Origin of the sequence: Streptomyces sp. 5K101, assembly GCF_046506645.1 — a bacterium.
Classification (GTDB): Bacteria; Actinomycetota; Actinomycetes; order Streptomycetales; family Streptomycetaceae; genus Streptomyces.
The window spans coordinates 219,470-237,869 of the sequence record NZ_JBKFFO010000001.1; the positions used below are offsets into that span (position 1 = coordinate 219,470).

14 protein-coding genes and 1 tRNA gene are annotated in these 18,400 nt (G+C 72.3%); 4 read left to right on the forward strand and 11 right to left on the reverse strand.

Translation table 11 applies throughout. The annotated features are described in order from the left end of the window. Window positions 1-504: 504 nt before the first annotated feature. Entirely contained in the window at window positions 505-1,161 is a 657-nt protein-coding gene (locus tag ACLB9X_RS00985) for an ANTAR domain-containing response regulator (protein WP_177148793.1), read from the reverse strand. 99 nt (window positions 1,162-1,260) lie between these two features. On the opposite strand from ACLB9X_RS00985, the gene ACLB9X_RS00990 reads away from it, so the two are divergent. Further along, window positions 1,261-1,333 (forward strand) — tRNA-Leu (locus tag ACLB9X_RS00990). 59 nt (window positions 1,334-1,392) lie between these two features. Here ACLB9X_RS00990 and pyk read toward each other — a convergent pair. After that, window positions 1,393-2,829 (reverse strand): pyruvate kinase, encoded by a 1,437-nt coding sequence (gene pyk / locus ACLB9X_RS00995; RefSeq protein ID WP_410358237.1) that lies wholly within the window; start codon window positions 2,827-2,829, stop codon window positions 1,393-1,395. Window positions 2,830-2,975: 146 nt separating this feature from the next. Continuing rightward, window positions 2,976-3,677, reverse strand: coding sequence for an SIMPL domain-containing protein (locus ACLB9X_RS01000; protein WP_410358238.1), 702 nt, complete (start codon window positions 3,675-3,677; stop codon window positions 2,976-2,978). Window positions 3,678-3,771: 94 nt separating this feature from the next. Here ACLB9X_RS01000 and ACLB9X_RS01005 point away from each other — a divergent pair, with 94 nt between their 5' ends. Continuing rightward, window positions 3,772-5,583, forward strand: a complete 1,812-nt coding sequence (locus tag ACLB9X_RS01005) for a bifunctional metallophosphatase/5'-nucleotidase (RefSeq protein ID WP_410358239.1) — start codon at window positions 3,772-3,774, stop codon at window positions 5,581-5,583. A gap of 31 nt (window positions 5,584-5,614) precedes the next feature. Here ACLB9X_RS01005 and ACLB9X_RS01010 read toward each other — a convergent pair whose 3' ends face one another. The 6 genes from ACLB9X_RS01010 to ACLB9X_RS01035 form a co-directional block, all read right to left on the reverse strand. Beyond that, window positions 5,615-7,048: a lysine N(6)-hydroxylase/L-ornithine N(5)-oxygenase family protein gene (locus tag ACLB9X_RS01010; RefSeq protein WP_410358240.1), complete on the reverse strand. Its 1,434-nt coding sequence runs from the start codon at window positions 7,046-7,048 to the stop codon at window positions 5,615-5,617. Further along, window positions 7,045-8,415, reverse strand: coding sequence for a pyridoxal phosphate-dependent decarboxylase family protein (locus ACLB9X_RS01015; protein ID WP_410358241.1), 1,371 nt, complete (start codon window positions 8,413-8,415; stop codon window positions 7,045-7,047). The genes ACLB9X_RS01010 and ACLB9X_RS01015 overlap by 4 nt, the downstream gene beginning before the upstream one ends. Before the next feature lie 898 nt (window positions 8,416-9,313). Further along, window positions 9,314-11,803, reverse strand: a complete 2,490-nt coding sequence (gene pepN / locus ACLB9X_RS01020; RefSeq protein WP_410358242.1) for an aminopeptidase N — start codon at window positions 11,801-11,803, stop codon at window positions 9,314-9,316. Between the two features lie 179 nt (window positions 11,804-11,982). Next, on the reverse strand, window positions 11,983-12,309 hold the full coding sequence (locus ACLB9X_RS01025; protein ID WP_410358243.1) for a chorismate mutase: 327 nt from the start codon (window positions 12,307-12,309) through the stop codon (window positions 11,983-11,985). Between the two features lie 11 nt (window positions 12,310-12,320). Further along, the gene (locus ACLB9X_RS01030; RefSeq protein ID WP_410358244.1) at window positions 12,321-13,208 is read right to left on the reverse strand and encodes a helix-turn-helix domain-containing protein; all 888 of its coding nucleotides are present in this window, start codon (window positions 13,206-13,208) and stop codon (window positions 12,321-12,323) included. Window positions 13,209-13,548: 340 nt separating this feature from the next. Beyond that, window positions 13,549-14,268: a S1 family peptidase gene (locus tag ACLB9X_RS01035; RefSeq protein ID WP_410358600.1), complete on the reverse strand. Its 720-nt coding sequence runs from the start codon at window positions 14,266-14,268 to the stop codon at window positions 13,549-13,551. Between the two features lie 262 nt (window positions 14,269-14,530). Between ACLB9X_RS01035 and ACLB9X_RS01040 the strand changes: the two genes are divergently transcribed. Together ACLB9X_RS01040 and ACLB9X_RS01045 are read left to right on the forward strand one after the other, a co-directional pair. Continuing rightward, a complete protein-coding gene (locus ACLB9X_RS01040; protein ID WP_410358245.1) occupies window positions 14,531-15,439 on the forward strand; it encodes a hypothetical protein in 909 nt (302 codons plus the stop codon). Between the two features lie 23 nt (window positions 15,440-15,462). Further along, window positions 15,463-17,160, forward strand: a complete 1,698-nt coding sequence (locus ACLB9X_RS01045) for an ankyrin repeat domain-containing protein (RefSeq protein ID WP_410358246.1) — start codon at window positions 15,463-15,465, stop codon at window positions 17,158-17,160. A gap of 24 nt (window positions 17,161-17,184) precedes the next feature. On the opposite strand, the gene ACLB9X_RS01050 is transcribed toward ACLB9X_RS01045, so the two are convergent. Both ACLB9X_RS01050 and ACLB9X_RS01055 read right to left on the reverse strand, forming a co-directional pair. Then, the gene (locus ACLB9X_RS01050) at window positions 17,185-17,571 is read right to left on the reverse strand and encodes a barstar family protein (RefSeq protein WP_410358247.1); all 387 of its coding nucleotides are present in this window, start codon (window positions 17,569-17,571) and stop codon (window positions 17,185-17,187) included. 39 nt (window positions 17,572-17,610) lie between these two features. Beyond that, the gene (locus tag ACLB9X_RS01055; RefSeq protein ID WP_410358248.1) at window positions 17,611-18,021 is read right to left on the reverse strand and encodes a ribonuclease domain-containing protein; all 411 of its coding nucleotides are present in this window, start codon (window positions 18,019-18,021) and stop codon (window positions 17,611-17,613) included. Window positions 18,022-18,400 lie beyond the last annotated feature (379 nt).

An 18,400-nucleotide genomic window follows, 5' to 3' on the forward strand; every position in this document is an offset into this window, starting at 1 on the left:
TGCGTTCGGGCGCATTGATAGGCCGCCAGACGATGTGTGATCGCCCTGTGACCTGAGTCATGTGCCGGAAACAGAACACTCCTTACCGGCGACCGGACATGCCATCCGCGATCCGCAGCTTCCCGACAACTCGCACACGATCTTCATCACCGTCGTGCACGACCCCCCGGCGCCCTCCACGATCCGGCGGAACCGGCCAGGTCAGCGCCCCTGGACACCGCGCGGTGAAGCCGGCCCGGCCCTCTCCACAACTCCCGCACCATGGCCGGATCCGACCCCTGTGCGCACCCCCGACCCCGCGTCCGGTGTCCGGTGTCGTCTCACCTGGAGAGCACCGCCCCGCACTCGGTGGCGCGTGCACGTCACCGTAGCGTTCGCCGCTCCCCACCGACCCCGGACAACGGCAACCTTCACAACTTCGCCGCGTCGGCTGCGAACGAAAAAGGCCCCTGACGCGCCCCGCACAGGGCACGTCAAGGGCTTCGACACACAAAAGGCGGCGGGCTACTGCCCCTTGGCCGCCTTCTTCTCCTCCGCGTCCTCGATGACCGCCTCCGCCACCTGCTGCATCGACAGGCGCCGGTCCATCGACGTCTTCTGGATCCACCGGAACGCGGCCGGCTCCGTCAGCCCGTACTGCGTCTGCAGGATGCTCTTGGCACGGTCGACCAGCTTGCGGGTCTCCAGGCGCTGGGAGAGGTCGGCGACCTCCTTCTCCAGGGCCTTCAGCTCCGTGAAGCGCGAGACCGCCATCTCGATCGCCGGCACGACGTCGCTCTTGCTGAACGGCTTGACGAGGTACGCCATGGCGCCGGCGTCACGCGCCCGCTCGACGAGGTCGCGCTGCGAGAAAGCCGTGAGCATCAGGACCGGGGCGATGGACTCCTCGGCGATCTTCTCGGCCGCCGAGATCCCGTCGAGGACCGGCATCTTGACATCGAGGATCACCAGGTCCGGGCGGTGCTCCCGGGCCAGCTCCACGGCACGCTGGCCGTCACCGGCCTCACCGACGACCGCGTACCCCTCTTCCTCGAGCATCTCTTTCAGATCGAGCCGGATGAGGGCCTCGTCCTCGGCGATGACGACGCGGGTCGTCAGCGGCGGTACGTGCGACTTGTCGTCGTCATCGGCGATCGGCTGGGGCGACTCGGGGGCGGTCACGGGACTCCTCGTTCCAAGGCAGGGTGCTCCCCCTGAGCCTACCCAGCTCCTGTATGGTTGGGTCACGAAGGGTTTGCACGATCCTTTATTTCCAAGGGCGCCCCGGTAGCCCAGCGGTAGAGGCAATGGTCTCAAACACCATCCAGCGTCGGTTCGAATCCGACCCGGGGTACTTTCCCTGAATTTCCATGGTCGTGACACGAAGCCCCTCGGTGGAGGGGCTTCTTCGTGTCACCGCGCCGCGCTGTCGTCCTCGGCGATGTGGTGGACCCGGACCAGATTCGTCGAGCCCGGGACGCCCGGAGGGGAGCCGGCCGTGATGACCACGATGTCGCCCTTCTCGCAGCGGCCGATCTTCAGCAGTTCCTCGTCCACCTGCGCCACCATCGCGTCGGTCGACTCCACGTGCGGGCCCAGAAACGTCTCCACGCCCCACGTGAGGTTGAGCTGCGAGCGCGTGGACGCGTCCGGGGTGAACGCGAGGAGCGGGATCGGGGAGCGGTAGCGCGACAGGCGGCGGACCGTGTCGCCGGACTGGGTGAAGGCGACGAGGAACTTGGCGCCGAGGAAGTCCCCCATCTCGGCGGCCGCGCGGGCGACGGCGCCGCCCTGGGTGCGGGGCTTGTTGCGCTCGGTCAGGGGCGGCAGGCCCTTGGCGAGGACGTCCCCCTCGGCCGCCTCGACGATGCGGCTCATGGTCTTGACCGTCTCGACGGGGTACTTGCCGACACTGGTCTCGCCGGAGAGCATCACGGCGTCGGTGCCGTCGATGACGGCGTTGGCGACGTCAGAGGCCTCGGCGCGGGTGGGACGGCTGTTGTCGATCATCGAGTCGAGCATCTGGGTGGCGACGATGACCGGCTTGGCGTTGCGCTTGGCGAGCTTGACGGCCCTCTTCTGGACGATGGGCACCTGCTCCAGCGGCATTTCGACGCCGAGGTCGCCGCGGGCGACCATGATGCCGTCGAAGGCGGCGACGATGTCGTCGATGTTCGCCACGGCCTGGGGCTTCTCGACCTTGGCGATGACAGGGATGCGCCGGCCCTCCTCCGCCATCACGCGGTGGACGTCCTCGATGTCGCGGCCGCTGCGGACGAAGGAGAGCGCGATGACGTCCGCGCCGATGCGCAGGGCCCAGCGCAGGTCCTCGACGTCCTTCTCGGAGAGCGCGGGGACGGAGACAGCGACGCCGGGGAGGTTGAGTCCCTTGTGGTCGGAGACCATGCCGCCCTCGGCGACGACGGTGTGCACACGGGTGCCGTCGACCTCGGTGACCTCGAGGGCGACCTTGCCGTCGTCGACGAGAATGCGCTCGCCGCGTGAGACGTCGGCGGCGAGTCCTTTGTAGGTGGTGCCGCAGATGTGGCGGTCGCCCTCGATGTCCTCGACGGTGATCGTGAATTCGTCGCCGCGTTCGAGCAGTACGGGGCCTTCCCGGAAACGCCCGAGGCGGATCTTCGGACCTTGAAGGTCGACGAGGACGCCCACGCTGCGGCCGGTCTCGTCGGAGGCCTTCCGCACGTGCCCGTAACGCTCCTCGTGGTCGGCGTGCGTGCCGTGGCTGAGATTGAAGCGGGCGACGTCCATTCCGGCCTCGACCAGGGCCTTGATCTGGTCGTACGTGTCGGTGGCGGGCCCCAGGGTACAAACGATCTTTGCTCGGCGCATGGTCCGAGCCTATGGCTTACCGGTCGGTAGAGAATTGGCCGGGCATGACTGTTCAACAACCTTTGCGTGAAGGGTTATTGACAAGTGTTGAATTGTGCGACGGGGTGCTCCGATGAGCGCTCGCCACTTCATGAAAATGTGCTCGTCTAGAGCTCCGGCGGGGTCATGGTGAAACGTGCGTTCACCTGTGCGCTCACCGTCTGGCGCTGCGGTTCGAGATCCAGTGCGGGCGCCATTTCGGTCCCGGCCGCCCCGAATGCGGCCGCCCGCATTCCGCCGGGCGCGGCAGGCATGCCGTACGGCACGGCGTTCTCCGCGCCGATGTCGGCGAGTTCCACCAGGGCCGAGAGCCGGCTGCCGAGCGCCGCGGCGTACTCACGGGCGCGCCGCACCGCGTCCCGTACCGCCTCGCGGCGGGCCTCTCCATGGGCGGGCGAGTCGGGGCGCAGCGACCACCAGGGGCCGCTGACCCGGGTCAGCTCCATGTCGGCGAGCCGGGTGGTGAGTTCGCCGAGGGCGGTGAAGTCGGTGAGCGTGGCGGTGATGTACACGCCGCCGTGGTAGGCGCGGACCTTCTCGCCGCGGCCGTGCTGGGTGAGTTCGGGGCTGATGGAGAAGGCGCCGGTCGCGAGCTTCTCGACGGCGTCGCCGTAGGACTTGATCAGTTCCAGTACGGCGTTGTTGCGCCGGGTCAGGTCCTCCAGGGCGGTGCGCCGGTCCTTGCCGCGGGCGCTGACCTGGACGCCGATCCGGGCGATCTCTGGGTCGAATTCGAGCCGGGCCTCGCCGCGCACGGCGACCCTCGGCGCCTCGGGTGTGCCGTACGGCGCTGCGCTGTCGCTGGTCATGCGGTCTCCCTCACTGTTGTGGTCGAACCCTTTCGCACCAGGCGGTCCTACGCCAGAATCTACGCGCGTTGTGCACATGATCGAGGGAGACGAAATGCCGCTGAACCGTAGGACGTTCCTGGAGCGGTCGGCCGCCGCCGGGGCCGGTGCGGCGATCACCGGCGGTGCCGCCACGCCCGCCGCAGCCGACGAGCCGGGACGGGGGCACGGCCACGGACGTCCGCCGAAGCGGTACTCGTTCACCGTCATGGGGACGACCGACCTGCACGGCAATGTCTTCAACTGGGACTACTTCACCGACAGGGAGTTCGACGACAAGGCGCACAACGACGTGGGCCTGGCGAAGATCTCGACCCTGGTGAACCGGGTCCGAAAGGAGAAGGGGCGCCGCAACACGCTCCTGATAGACGCCGGCGACACCATCCAGGGCACCCAGCTGTCGTACTACTACGCCAAGGTCGACCCGATCACCGCCGAGCGCGGTCCGGTGCACCCGATGGCGCAGGCGATGAACGCCATCGGCTACGACGCGGCGGCGCTGGGCAACCACGAGTTCAACTACGGCATCCCGGTGCTGCGGAAGTTCGAGGAGCAGTGTGACTTCCCGCTGCTCGGTGCGAACGCGCTGGACGCGAAGACGCTGCGCCCGGCGTTCCCGCCGTACAGCCTGCACCGGCTGCGCACTCCGCACGGCCGTGACGTGCGCGTCGCGGTCCTCGGGCTCACCAACCCCGGCATCGCGATCTGGGACAAGCAGAACGTCAGCGGGAAGATGGTCTTCCCCGGCCTGGAGGAGCAGGCGGCGAAGTGGGTGCCGAAGCTGCGGTCGATGGGCGCCGACGTCGTCATCGTGTCCGCGCACTCGGGCTCCAGCGGCACCTCCTCGTACGGTGACCAGCTGCCGTACATCGAGAACGCGGCGGGGCTGGTCGCCGAGCAGGTGCCGGGCATCGACGCGATCCTGGTCGGCCACGCGCACACGGAGATCGCCGAGGACTTCGTCACCAACAAGGAGACCGGCAAGCAGGTTGTGCTGTCCGAGCCGTTGAAGTGGGGCCAGCGGCTCACCCTGTTCGACTTCGACCTGGTGTGGGAGAAGGGCCGCTGGACCGTCGAGAAGGTGGGCGCGCAGGTCCTGAACTCGAACACGGTCGCCGAGGACGAGGAGATCACCCGGCTGCTCGGCGACGAGCACAAGAAGGTGGTCGCGTACGTCAACCAGGTCATCGGCAGGTCCACCGTCGCGATGTCGACGGCCGCCGCGCCCTGGAAGGACGAGCCGATCATCGACCTGATCAACCAGGTGCAGGCCGAGACGGTGAAGGCGGCCCTGGCGGGCGGCCAGTGGGCGGCGCTGCCGGTGCTGTCGCAGGCGTCGTGCTTCTCCCGTACGGCCGCCATCCCGGCCGGCGACGTGACGATCCGGGACACGGCCGGGCTGTACCCGTTCGAGAACACCCTCGAAGCGCGGCTGATGACGGGTGCGCAGCTGAAGGAGTATCTGGAGTTCTCCGCGCGCTACTACGTGCAGACCCCCGCGGGCGCTCCGGTCGACACGTCGAAGCTGACCAACGCGGGCGGCACGCCCGACTACAACTATGACGCCGTGTCGGGCGTGACCTACGAGATCGACATCGCGAAGCCGGCCGGTTCCCGGATCGTGGACCTGTCCTTCGAGGGCCGTCCGATCGACCCGGCGGCCCGGTTCGTGCTGGCGGTCAACAACTACCGGGCGAGCGGCGGCGGCAACTTCCCGCACGTCGCCCGCGCCCAGCAGCTGTGGGCGAACTCGGAGGAGATCCGGAACACGATCATCTCCTGGGTGCAGGCGAAGGGCACGGTCGACCCGGCGGCGTTCGCCTCGGTGGGCTGGAGGCTGACGCGGGAGGGCACGCCGGTCTTCTAGCCGTTTCCGTACGGGGGGAGCCGCGAGGCGCTCAGCGTGTCCGGGCCAGGGGAGTCAGCCGCGGCTGCTGGCCGGGGATGGCGGGCGCCTCGCGCCGTTCGAGGCCGAAGCTGGTGAAGGCGGTGCGACGCGGCAAGGGGTAGGGCTCCTTGCCGGTGAGCGAGTTGAGGATGGACGCGCTGCGCCAGGCCGCGAGGCCGAGGTCGGGGGCGCCGACGCCGTGCGTGTGGCGTTCGGCGTTCTGGACGTAGACGGTTCCCGTGACGGAGGGGTCGAGCGTCAGCCGGTACTGCTCGTCGACGACGGGGCGGCCGGTGCTGTCGCGGCGCATGTACGGGTCGAGGCGTGCGAGCAGCCGGTCCAGCGGCCGTTCGCGGTAGCCCGTGGCGAGGACGACGGCGTCGGTCGTGAGCCGGGAGCGGGTGCCCTGCTGGGTGTGCTCCAGGTGGAGTTCGATCCTCGTGGCGGCGACGCGGCCTGCGGTGCGGACGGTGACGCCGGGCGTCAGGACGGCGTCGGGCCAGCCGCCGTGCAGGGTGCGGCGGTAGAGCTCGTCGTGAACGGCGGCGATGGTGTCGGCGTCAATGCCCTTGTGGAGCTGCCACTGGCGGGGGACGAGGTCGTTGCGGACCGGCTCGGACAGGGCGTGGAAGTAGCGCGTGTAGTCGGGCGTGAAGTGTTCGAGGCCGAGCTTGGAGTACTCCATGGGCGCGAACGCCTCCGTGCGCGCCAGCCAGTGGATCCGCTCGGCCCCCGCGGGCCTGGCACGCAGCAGGTCGAGGAAGACCTCGGCCCCCGACTGGCCCGAGCCGATGACGGTGACGTGCTCGGCGGCGATCAGCGCGTCGCGGTGGTCGAGGTAGTCGGCGGAGTGGATCACGGGCACACCGGGCGTGTCGGCGAGGGGCCGCAGCGGTTCGGGGACGTGGGGCTCGGTGCCGATGCCGACCGCGATGGCTCGCGTGTACGTGCGGCCGAGGGCCTCGGCCTCGCCGTCGGTGTCGAGCTGGGTGAAGTCCACTTGGAACAGCTCGCGTTCGGGGTTCCAGCGGACGGCGTCGACCTGATGGGCGAAGTGGAGTCCCGGCAGGCTGTCGCCGACCCAGCGGCAGTACGCGTCGTACTCGGCGCGCTGGATGTGGAACTTCTCGGCGAAGTAGAACGGGAAGAGCCGTTCGCGTGCGCGCAGATAGCTGAGGAACGACCAGGGGCTCGCCGGGTCGGCGAGCGTGACCAGGTCGGCGAGGAACGGGACCTGGAGGGTGGCGCCCTCGATGAGCAGGCCGGGATGCCAGCGGAAGGCGGGCCGCTGCTCGTAGAAGGCGGTGCCGAGGCCGCCCGGTACGCCGTGGGCGAGCGCGGCGAGGGAGAGGTTGAACGGGCCGATGCCGATGCCCACGAGGTCGTGGGGCCGGTCGAGGGTGGCCGCCGCCGTGGCGGCCTCGGGAGCGGGCGTGGCGGTCATCGCGGGGTGCTGCCTTCCACGAGTGCGAGCAGGGCGTGCAGATGGGCGGGGGTGGCGTGCGGGTTGAGCAGCGTCGCCTTGAGCCAGACGCGGCCGTCGGCGCGGGCCCTGCCGAGGACGGCGCGGCCGCCGGTGAGGAGGGTGCGGCGGATCTCGGCGGTCTGCTCGTCGGTGGCACCGGCGGGACGGAACAGGACGGTCGACAGCGTGGGCCGCTCGTACAGCTCCAGACCGGGATGCTTCTCGACCAGGTCGGCGAGGTCCTGCGCGGCGGCGCAGACCCGGTCCACGAGTACGCCGAGCCCGGTGCGTCCGAGGGCCCTGAAGGTGACGGCGATCTTGAGGACGTCGGGGCGCCGGGTGGTGCGCGGGGAGCGGCCGAGGAGGTCGGGCAGGCCGGCGTCCGTGTCGTCCTCGGCGTTGAGGTAATCGGCGGTGTGCGCGAGGGGCGCGAGGCGGGCCGTGTCGGACACGGCGAGGAGTCCGGCCGCGACGGGCTGCCAGCCGAGTTTGTGCAGGTCGAGGGTGACGGAGTGGGCGCGGTCCAGGCCCGCGAGGAGGTTCTTGCGGGTGGGGCTGAACAGGAGGGGGCCGCCATAGGCCGCATCGACGTGCAGCTCGGCGCGGTGGCGGGCCGTCACGTCGGCGATCTCCGCGAGCGGGTCGATGCGGCCGGTGTCGGTGGTGCCCGCGGTGGCGACGACCAGGACGGGGCCGCGCAGCTCCGTGAGGGCGTGGTCCAGTGCGGTGACGTCGTGGACCGGGGCGGTGAGCGGGCCGGGCAGCCCCAGCAGCCAGGCGGCGCGGCGCACCGAGTGGTGCGCGGAGTCGGCGCAGACCACCTGGACCGGGGTGCGGTGGCGTTCGCGGGCGAGGAGGAGGGCGAGCTGGTTGGACTCGGTGCCGCCGGTGGTGACGAGGGCGTCGGGGGCCGGGACGTGCGGGTAGACGTCGGCGGCGAGGGCGCGGGTGACGGCGCTCTCCAGCGCGGAGGCGGCGGGTGCCTGGTCCCAAGAGTCCATCGACGGGTTGAGCGCGGAGGCCGCGAGGTCGGCGGCGACGGCGAGCGCGAGAGGCGGGGTGTGGAGGTGGGCCGCGCACAGGGGGTCGGCGGGGTCGGCCGAGCCGTGGGCGACGGCGCGGACGAGGGCGTGCAGGGCCTCTTCGGGGCCGTGGCCCTGGTCGGGGAGGGCGTCCTTCAGCGCGTCGCGGACGTGCTCGGCGACGGCGTCCGGGCCGCCGCCGGGCAGCGGTCCGCCGCGCGCTTCGGCGCCCTCCCGGAGGGCGCCGAGCACGACGCCGATCAGCGGCCGCAGGGCGTCGGGTCCGGCGGACCCGCCGGCGAGGGACGGGAGCGGCGGGGGCATGCGGGGTCCTTCGCGACGGGTCGGGGCGGGGCGGGGGCTGCGGGGGGCTGCTGCCCTTGAGGCTCAACGATCCGGAGCGGAAGGGGTATTGGGTGGGGGTGGGTGGTGCGGAGGCGGGTGACGGGGGCGGGGCGCGCCCTGCGGCGGGCGACGGGGGCGGGGCGCCTGCGGCGGGCTGTTCCCCTACCAGCCCTCCCCTTCGGCCTGGCGGCCGTGGGCGGTACCCACACCCCGAACCCGGGGCATCCGCCCCGGACCCCATGGCCTGCGCCGTGGCGGGCACGGGCTCGGCCCGGAGCCCATGCCCTGCGCCCACGCCGGGGCTCGCCCCGGACCCCGTACCCGCGCTGCGCGCGGTGTCCTCAAACGCCGGACGGGCTGCGATGCAGCCGCGCTGGGAGGCACTCACGCGCGGTGGTCCGGGGGTGAGCCCTGACGCTGCTCGCCGTCGGGCCGTCCTGCAGTGCCGGGTGCTCCAGGCGGAGCCCCGGCAAGGAGTCCCGCCAACAGGCGGGAGCCACGCGGGCGGACGGCCCGGCAGCGGCGGAGCCCGGGACGCAGGCACCCGCAAGGAGCCCCGCCCGCAGACGGCCCGGCAGCGGCAGGGTTCAGGGCACAGCCCCGGCAAAGAGGCTCGCAGACAGGCACGAACCACCGGCCACAGACGGCCCCGCAGCGGCGGAGTCCGGGGCCAGCCCCGGCAAAGACCCCGCCGAGAGGCGGGAGCCACGCCGGCGGACGGCCCGTAGCGGCCGGGTTTGGGGCGCAGCCCCCGCATAAAGAGCCCACCCCGCAGACGGCCCGGCAGCGGCAGGGTTCCCGGGGCAGCCCGCGCAAGGAGCCTCACCGACAGGCGGTCCGGGGAGCGCGGGGTGCGCTCCCCGGGTGAATCCGTTCGCTACGCGCCCCGGATGCGGAGGGCGCGGTTCAGGTCGTCGAGTTGGTCCACCAGCTTGCGGCGGAGTGCCGGGATCGGGGACGCGTCGCGCAGGCACTCCTCGCCCAGGGCCAGTGCCTCCGCGTCCACCGCGTGGAGCGGGAAGGCGTACCGGCCCGCGGCCTCCGCGATCGCCGGGCCGCGGCGGGCGGCGAGGGCGACCGCGTCGGGGTAGTAGCGCGGGACGTACTCCCGGACGAGCGCGGCCTGTTCGGGCTGCCAGAAGCCCTGGGCCGTCGCCGTGAACAGGTAGTTCGACAGGTCGTCCGACTCGAACAGCCGGGACCAGGCCGCCGCCTTCGCCTCCGCCGTCGGCAGGGCCGCGCGGCAGCGGGCCGCGCCCTCCTGGCCCATCGCGCTCGGGTCGCGGTCCAGTTCGGCGGCGATCTCCTTCTCGCCGACCGCGCCCAGGACGGCGAGGCGGGTGAGGATGCGCCAGCGCAGCTCGGGGTCGAGTTCGGGGCCGCCGGGGACGCTGCCGTCGGCGAGCCACTCCTGGATCGACGCGGGCTGCGACGCGGCGTCGATGAAGTGGCGCACGGCGGTCAGGCGCAGGCCGGGGTCGCTGCCGTCCTCGGTGTGGCGCAGCAGGGCCCGGCAGGTTTCGGTGAGCACGGCGAGGGCGGCGGGGCGCTGGTCGGCGGGCAGGTAGCAGTCGGCGATCGGCCCGGTGGCGAAGGCCAGCACGCCCTGGACGACGGCGAGGTCGCTCTCCCTGGGGAGGTGGGCGCGGGCGGCCTCCAGGTAGGCGGTGGGCGCCAGTTCGCCGTCGCGGACCATGTCCCGCGCGGCGTTCCACACGACGGCGCGGGTCAGCGGGTCGGGGATGCCGGACAGGGAGCGCAGTGCGGTGGCCCAGGACTCGGTGTCGAGACGGACCTTGGCGTAGGTGGTGTCGCCGTCGTTGAGGACGACGAGCGACGGGCGGCGCCCGGGGTGGACGTCGTGCTCGGTGAGCGGTACGTCCACGTCGAAGCGGTCCCGCAGGACCAGGCGGCCCGGCTCGATCGGGTCGGCGTCGAAGGCGCCGACGGTGATGCGGTGGGGGCGGCTGCCGTCGCGGTCGATGCCGAGCGTCCAGCCGCCCTCGGTCCCGGTGACGGACGGGGTGAGCGTGTCGACTCCGGTGGTCCGCAGCCACACCTCGGCCCAGGCGTGCACGTCCCGGTCGGTGGCCTGCGCGAGGGAGTCGATGAAGTCGGCAAGGGTGGCGTTGCCGAACCTGTGCCGCTTGAAGTGGATGTTGATGCCGGCGAGGAAGTCCTTCTCGCCCAGCCAGGCCACGAGCTGGCGCAGCGCGGAGGCGCCCTTGGCGTAGGAGATGCCGTCGAAGTTGAGCATCGCGGACGCGGTGTCGGGCACGGCGTCCGCGTCGGGGGCGACGGGGTGGGTGGAGGGCCGCTGGTCGGCGTCGTAGCCCCATGCCTTGCGGGCGATGCCGAAGTCGACCCAGGTGTCCGTGAAGCGGGTGGCCTCGGTGAGCGTCTGGTAGCCCATGTACTCGGCGAAGGACTCGTTGAGCCAGATGTCGTCCCACCACTTCAGGGTGACGAGGTCGCCGAACCACATGTGGGCCATCTCGTGGGCGATGACCATGGCGCGGGTCTGGCGCTGGGTGTCGGTGACGGCGGAACGGTAGACGAACTCGTCACGGAAGGTGACGAGCCCGGGGTTCTCCATGGCGCCGGCGTTGAACTCGGGCACGAAGGCCTGGTCGTAGGAGTCGAAGGGGTACGGCTCCTCGAACTTCTCGTGGTACCGGTCGTAGCACTGGCGGGTGATCTCGAACAGTTCGTCCGCGTCGGCGTCGAGGTGGGCGCCGAGCGAGCGGCGCACATGGAGGCCGAAGGGCAGCCCGGCGTGCTGGGTGCGGACGGAGTGCCAGGGGCCGGCGGCGACCGCGACGAGGTAGGTGGACAGCAGCGGGGTGGGCGCGCAGGTCCAGCGGCCGTTGCCCTCGTGGGTCGCGATGCCGTTGCCGAGGACGGTCCAGCCCTCGGGCGCGGTGACGGTGAGGGCGAAGACGGCCTTGAGATCGGGCTGGTCGAAGGCGGCGAAGACGCGCTGGACGTCCTCCATGAACAGCTGCGTGTAGACGTACCGCTCGCCGTCGGTGGGGTCGGTGAAACGGTGCATGCCTTCGCCGGTGCGGGAGTAGCGCATGCTCGCGTCGACGCGCAGTTCGTGGTCGCCGGCGGTGAGGCCGGTCAGCGCGTAGCGGTTGCCGTCGAGCGCGGCGGGGTCGAGCGGCTGTCCGTCCAGGGTGAGGGAGCGCAGCTCCGCGGGCTTGAGCTCGACGAAGGTGTCCCCGGCCTCGCGTGCGGTGAAGTGGATGACGGTGCGGGAGTCGAAGGTCTCCTCGCCGGTCGTCAGATCCAGGTCGATCGTGTAGCGGTGTACGTCGATCAGCTGGGCTCGGGTCTGCGCTTCGTCGCGCGTCAGTACGGACATGGGGGCCATGCTGCCCGATGGCCCCGGAACGGCACAGGGGGCTGTGTTCCGCTGTCAGCGCACACTGTGCGCCCCGTGCGCGGAACACCGCTGCACCCTGTGCGCCCCGTGCGCGGAACACCGCTGCACCCTGTGCGCCCCGTGCGCGGAACACCACGCGTCCGCGAGCGGCCTCGCTCCTACTCCTCCGGCGCCGGTGGGGGCCCGCCCGCGATGGTCTCGTGGTGCCGGATCACCTCGGCGATGATGAAGTTCAGCAGTTTCTCGGCGAACGCGGGGTCCAGCTTCGCGCTCTCCGCGAGCTGGCGCAGCCGCTCGATCTGGCGGGCCTCGCGGGCCGGGTCGGCGGGCGGCAGATGGTGCTCGGCCTTGAGGTGGCCGACCTGCTGGGTGCACTTGAAGCGTTCGGCGAGCATGTGCACGACCGCCGCGTCGATGTTGTCGATGCTCTCGCGCAGGCGGGTCAGTTCGGCGCGCACGTTCTCGTCGATGTCCTTCGTGGTCATGGTCAACGAGCTTACGTCCAGGTACCGGCGATGGTCGGGGGGTGTTCAGGGTCCGGGACGCGGTTGCTCCAGCCGCCGGGGACGTTGCGGCCCTGCTGCTCGCGGAAGCGGATGGGCGCGAGGCCGACCCGGCGGGTGAACAGCCGGGAGAAGTAGGCCGGGTCCTCGTAGCCGACCCGGCGCGACACGGCGGCCACGGGCAGGTCGGTGGTCGCGAGGAGCTCCTTGGCGTGGCCGAGGCGGATGCCGAGGAGATAGTCCTTCGGGCTGCAGCCGGCGCCGCGCCGGACGACGGTGCGCAGCTCGGCGGGGGTCATGCCGTGGCGGGCCGCGTGCGCGGCGACGGACAGGGGCTGGAAGGCGTCGCGGGCGAGCGCGGTGAGGACGGGGTCGCCGTCGGCGTTGGTGTCGGCGCGGGCACGGCGCAGGGCGACGAGGAGTTCGTGGACGGCCGCGCCGGTCTCGACCTCCAGGAGTGGATTCTCGCGGCGGGCGGCGCGGGTGATGCGGCTGACGGCGGCGCGGACGCCGGCGGCGTCGGACAGGGGTACGACGGGCCGGTCGGGTTCGATGTAGCCGAGCTCGGTGTAGGTGGCGGTGGCGGGACCGGTGAAGTCGACGAAGCTCTCGTCCCAGCCGGCGGCGGGGTCGGGTCCGTAGTGGTGGAGGACGCCGGGCGTGAGCCAGATCAGGGCGGGGGCGGTGACGCTGGTGCGCCGGCCGTCGGCGCCGCGGTACCAGCCGCTGCCGGCGCTGATCACGACAGCGACGTGGTGGTCGAGGGTGCGGGGGCCCACGGTGGGCAGCTGCCCGTGCTGGAGGCCGACGCCGAGGCACACGAGACCCAGCCGGTGGTGGACGGGCCTCGGGGTGAAATATCGCATCCAGGTGTGGTACATGCCGTTTTCCGCTCCCTCCCCCAGGGTCCTTCCGCCGGATCGGCCCGATCGGAAAGGCCGCTGCTCGGACCCTGGCCCAAGACAGGCCGATCTTTGTCCATGGACCGGCCGCACGCCAGACGGCGGTCGTCCCGAGAAGGACGAGCGGCACCCTGGCACGAGGCCCGTCCCCCGGGTGCGGACGGCCCCGAGAGGACGGGGCCCGGCCCCGGGACGCGGGCGGCCGCAAGGGCCCGGCCCGAGGACGGTGGCCACAAGGGCACGGCCCCCGGAGCACCGACGGACACGAAGAGGGGCGGGCCCGCCGGCCCGCCCCTCCCGGTGCGCTGTGCGGGACCCCCTACAGCGAGGCGGCCGCGGACTTGATGGCCGATGCGAAGGTCGACACCTCGGTGTAGACGCCCGGGTAGCCGGCCCTGGCGCAGCCGTAGCCCCAGCTCACGATGCCGACCTGGATCCAGGCGCCCGCGTTGTCCCGGCGGAACATCGGGCCGCCGGAGTCGCCCTGGCAGGTGTCGACGCCGCCCTCGTTGTAGCCCGCGCAGATCTCCTCACCCGGGATGAGTTCGTCGTACGCCTGCCGGCAGTCGGCGTCCGACACGAACGGGACCTGCGCCTTGAGCAGGTAGCGCTGCTGCGGGCCGCCCTCGCGGGCCGCGCCCCAGCCGGCGACGGTGAACGTGCCGCTGTTGTACGCCGTCGTCTCGGCGATCTTCAGCGTCGGCAGGTTGATCGGCCGGGCGAGCTTGATCAGCGCCCAGTCCTTGCCGGAGCCGTTGTAGCGGGGGGCCTGCAGGACCTTGGTGGAGCGGACCTTGATGGCGCTGGAGCTGTTCAGGTCCACGACTCCCGCGGTCGCGGTGATGCTCGTGTTGTTGCCGGAGCCGCTCACGCAGTGGGCGGCGGTCAGGACGATGTCCTGGGTGTAGAGGGCACCGCCGCAGCCCATGGAGAGCCGGACCATGAACGGGAACTCGCCCTGCGCGGCACGGGTGCCGCCGACGACGGGCGGGGTGGCGGCCGACGCGGAGGTGGGCTGGAGGCTGATGGCGGCGAGCATGACGGCGCCGGCGGCGGCGCATCTCTTGAGCACGCTCAGAAGCTTCAACTGACTGCCTTTCGTGGGGGGTTGAGTGTGCGCCCCGGGGCCGGGCACAGTGCGGCAGTGCGAGTGATGACATGTGCCCGACAAGGGCCTGCCCGGATTATGAGCACCGGATTGCGGACCCCACAAGGAGTGCAATCCGGCCATTGATCCGGCGTCCGGCCTCGGCCGCGGGCCGTGCCCCGGTCGTAGAGTTGAAGGCGGCCGACTGGCGTGCATGGGGGTACGAGACGTGGCGAACGGCAGCGAGGTGGTGCACGGCTTCCCGCACCTCGACACCGTGCGGTCGGCGGTCACCGCCCTGTACCGCCGGCTCTCACCCGAGGGCGTGCACTCCTACGCGTCGAGCGTGCTGCCCGCCGACGTGGCCTTCGACGACCGGGACGACCTGCATCTGGGCGCCCAGCGGGTCGCCGGCGCGCTGGTGCGGCACCTGCGGCTTCCCGACGCCCGCGTAATCGTGAGCTTCCGCGAGATGCATCACGCGGCGAGCGTCGAACTGGCGGCGGGACCCGAGTACTTCATCGAGCTGAACGACCGCTTCCGCACCCACCGGCGCGACATCGGCGCCGCCCTCGCCCACGAGATCACCCATGTGCTGCTGCACCGGCTCGGGCTCTCCTTCCCCGGCCTGCGGGACAACGAGATCCTCACCGACACGGTGACCACCTATCTCGGCGCGGGCTGGCTGCTGCTGGACGCGTTCCGCGAGGACGGCGTGTCCAGCCAGAAGCTCGGCTATCTCACCCCGGAGGAGTTCGGGTACGTGCTCGCCGGACGGGCCCTGGCCTTCGGCGAGGACCCCTCGCCGTGGTTCACCAGCGCCGAGGGGTACCGGGCCTACACAACCGGACGCGCCGAGGCCCTGCGCGACGCCCGCCGCCCGCCGCTCACGACGGCCGGCCGCCTCGCCCGCCACCGCTACGCGAAGGACCGCCGCCACGCGCTGGACGACCCTTGGCACCGGCACGCGGGAGAGGGCGCGTACGTCTTCGAACCCGGCCCCGACGGGATGCGGGTCTCCTTCCCGTGCACCACCTGCCACCAGCGCATCCGGGTGCCGGTGCGGGGACGGGTGCGTGCCCGGTGCGGCCTGTGCCGGACGATTCTCGAGTGCGACACCTGACTCGTCCTCCGTAGGGTCGTGTCATGGACGAGAGTCACGTGGACGAGGGCCGCACGGGTGAGGTCACGGCGGACGCGAAGCGTGCGGAGGACGCACGCGCCCTCTTCGCGGCGGTGTACGACGGCGACGACGACGCCGTGGTGCGGCTGCTGCGCGCGGGCGTACCGGCCGAGACCGTGGACGAGGACCGGCAGACGCCGCTGTACCTGGCGGCCGTGGCAGGCGATGCGGGCATCGTCCGGCTGCTGCTCGCCGCGGGTGCCGACCCCGACCGGGCGAGCGGCCCCGAGCGCGACGACCTGCCGCTGTGCGGGGCGGCGGTCGGCGGCCACACCGAGGTCGTGCGGGCCCTGCTCGCCGCGGGCGCGGCGCCGGACCGGCGGGAGCTGCTCGGCTTCACCGCCCTGACCTGGGCGGTGGGTCAGGGGCACGCCGGGACGGCGGAGGCCCTGCTGGAACGCGGCGCAGACCCCGACCTCGCCTGTCCGAGCGGTGAGCCGCCGCTGGTGGTGGCGGCCAGGCGCGGATCGCCGTCGACCGTGCGGGCGCTGCTGCGGCACGGCGCGAGCGCGCGGGCCGAGGCGCTGACAGAGGCCCGCCGGTGGCTGACGCTGGACGTGGAACGGCATCTGCGGGAGGGGCTCCTGGCCCACGACCCGGGAGCCGAGACCGTCTCGCGGCGCGTGGCCGAGGACGGCGGGACGACGGTCGTGGTGGAGGTGCTGCGGGACGGCAGGCCGGCGGCGGGCAACGAGCAGCAGACCGGGCACGGGGCCATCGCCACCCTTCTGGAGGAGGAACTCGGCATCCTCACCCCGTACGCGAGCCTGGCGGAACGGGCGTTGCGCGAGGGCGACCCGGAGCGGGACGACTGGATCGAGTCGGTCTCGGCGCTGTGGCGGCGCGGCGACGAGGAGACGTTCCAGGCGGCGGCCGCGTGGTGCGCGAGCGACGACCCGCTGCACCAGGCGTTCGCGGCGGACGTGTTGGGCCAACTGGGGTTCGCGTACACCGGTACGGAGGGGACCGGGGGCGACGGCGCGCGGGAGAACGGGGACGCTCCGCGCACGGGGGACCCTCAGCGCTCCGGGGAGGAACGCCGCTCCGGGGACGCTCGGCGCGCCGGGGACGTACGCGGCGGCGCGGAGGCCCGGACCGCGGACGGTGTCGCGCGGCCCTTCGCGGCGCGGGCGCTGCCCCTGCTGCGCGAACTGTCGCGGGAGGCCCGTGACTCCGAGCTGATCCAGGCGGCGGTCACGGCGCTCGGGCACCACGCCGACCCGTCGGCGCTGGACGACATCCTGCGGCACACCGGGCACCCGGACGCGGCGGTACGCCACCGGGTGGCGCTGGCCCTGTGCGGACTGGTGCCGGGCGACCACGCGGAGGCCGTCGCGACGCTGATCGCGCTGAGCGGGGACGCGGCGCGCGAGGTCAGGGACTGGTCCACGACGGCGCTTGCCGAGCTGGAGGCCGACACCCCGGAGATCCGCGAGGCGCTGGCGGCCCGGATGGAGGACCCCGACGCGGACACCGCCGCGGAGGCGGCACGCGGGCTGGCGATCCGACAGGACCCGCGCGCCGAGGGGGTGCTGGTGCGGCTGCTCGCCGACGGGGACCCGGAGAGTCCCGCGCACGGCACGGCGACGGACGCGGTGCGCCACATCAGGGACGACCGGCTGCGGCGGCGCCTGGCGGCGACGGTGCCACGGCGGCCGTAGGACCGGCCGGGCGCCCGCGCAGGATCACAGCAGTCGGAGTCTGCCCGGCGCGCGTTCTTCGAAGACCGCCACGATCCAGTCGAAGACGGTGGGTCCCGCTCCGGCGCGGGCGCGCGCGAGCTGGTCGAGGATCGCGGCGCGGTCGTCGGGATGCGCGCGCCTGGCACGCAGGCCCAGTTGCCGTACGGTCTCCTCCCGGCCGAGGGCGCGACGGGAGAGCTCGTGGTCGTGCCATTCGACGACGAAGTCGCCGTTGTCGGGGGTGCCCATGCCGCCGCCGAGGCAGTCGGCGAGGGCGTCGAGGTTGCGGCCGAAGTATCCGCCGGGGCCGTTCACGGCTTCGCCGATCACCGTCCAGAAACTCTCCAGGTCGGTGACCTCCGCCCCGTCGATCACGTAAGTGGTCGTCACGGGGCGGAGGGTACCGATGGCGGGCTGTCGTTCAGCGGTTCAGCAGCCGTAGCCGACGAGGTCGAAGGACTCGTAGTGGTCGGCGGTGTAGTAGTCCTCCTCGGCCGCCTCTCCGGTGACGATCCGGCGCGCGCCGCGTGTGGGGGAACCCGGCGTGACGACGGTGTACTCGTGGTAGTAGCCGGACGACTGCGACGGCAGGATGCCCTCGCGGTTCTGGAAGACGGTGCCGTCCTGCTCGTAGGGGTACGGCCCGCCCTGCTCGATCAGATCGAGCGTGTCGTGCGCCTGGGAGGGCAGGGCGGCGTAGCAGATGTCGCCGACCGCTGCGGGGGACGCGGGGGACGCGGGGGCGGCGGTGGCGGCGGTGGCGGCCTGGCCGCCGAGGAGAAGGGTCGAGACGAGGGCGGCGACACCGCCGGCTGCGGCTATTCGTGGGGGGATTCGCATGGGGACCATTGATGCGCGTAGACCCGGCCGCGTCAACGTCAACTGGGCGTAATTTCCCGGGAGTTAATCGGCTCAGGGCTGTTGTGCCAGGAGCCTTCACGCGCCGTCCGCGGACTGCCGGGCCCGGCAGGCGTGATCCCGCCGGGGTGGCGTGCGGGCGTGCGTCGGGCGCTGCGCGGGCTGTTCCCCTACCCGCCCCTTCCCGAAACTGGGGCTCCGCCTCAGACCCCGCCCCGCGCCGCGCAGCGGCGTCCTCATTCGCCCACGGGCTTCGCCAGGGGCGAAGCTCCCCGAAGCTGAGGCTTCGCTCCAGACCCCGTACCTGGCTGCGCGCGGTGTTCTCAAACTCCCCCTGCGGCCTGACGGCCGTGGAAGGGGG

Excerpts from the sequence above, each read along its gene's own strand:
- pyk (WP_410358237.1), bottom strand. The coding sequence starts at position 2,829 with ATGCGCCGAGCAAAGATCGTTTGTACCCTGGGGCCCGCCACCGACACG.
- ACLB9X_RS01000 (WP_410358238.1), bottom strand. The coding sequence starts at position 3,677 with ATGACCAGCGACAGCGCAGCGCCGTACGGCACACCCGAGGCGCCGAGG.
- ACLB9X_RS01005 (WP_410358239.1), top strand. The coding sequence starts at position 3,772 with ATGCCGCTGAACCGTAGGACGTTCCTGGAGCGGTCGGCCGCCGCCGGG.
- ACLB9X_RS01010 (WP_410358240.1), bottom strand. The coding sequence starts at position 7,048 with ATGACCGCCACGCCCGCTCCCGAGGCCGCCACGGCGGCGGCCACCCTC.
- ACLB9X_RS01015 (WP_410358241.1), bottom strand. The coding sequence starts at position 8,415 with ATGCCCCCGCCGCTCCCGTCCCTCGCCGGCGGGTCCGCCGGACCCGAC.
- pepN (WP_410358242.1), bottom strand. The coding sequence starts at position 11,803 with ATGTCCGTACTGACGCGCGACGAAGCGCAGACCCGAGCCCAGCTGATC.
- ACLB9X_RS01025 (WP_410358243.1), bottom strand. The coding sequence starts at position 12,309 with ATGACCACGAAGGACATCGACGAGAACGTGCGCGCCGAACTGACCCGC.
- ACLB9X_RS01030 (WP_410358244.1), bottom strand. The coding sequence starts at position 13,208 with ATGTACCACACCTGGATGCGATATTTCACCCCGAGGCCCGTCCACCAC.
- ACLB9X_RS01035 (WP_410358600.1), bottom strand. The coding sequence starts at position 14,268 with ATGCTCGCCGCCATCAGCCTCCAGCCCACCTCCGCGTCGGCCGCCACC.
- ACLB9X_RS01040 (WP_410358245.1), top strand. The coding sequence starts at position 14,531 with ATGGGGGTACGAGACGTGGCGAACGGCAGCGAGGTGGTGCACGGCTTC.
- ACLB9X_RS01045 (WP_410358246.1), top strand. The coding sequence starts at position 15,463 with ATGGACGAGAGTCACGTGGACGAGGGCCGCACGGGTGAGGTCACGGCG.
- ACLB9X_RS01055 (WP_410358248.1), bottom strand. The coding sequence starts at position 18,021 with ATGCGAATCCCCCCACGAATAGCCGCAGCCGGCGGTGTCGCCGCCCTC.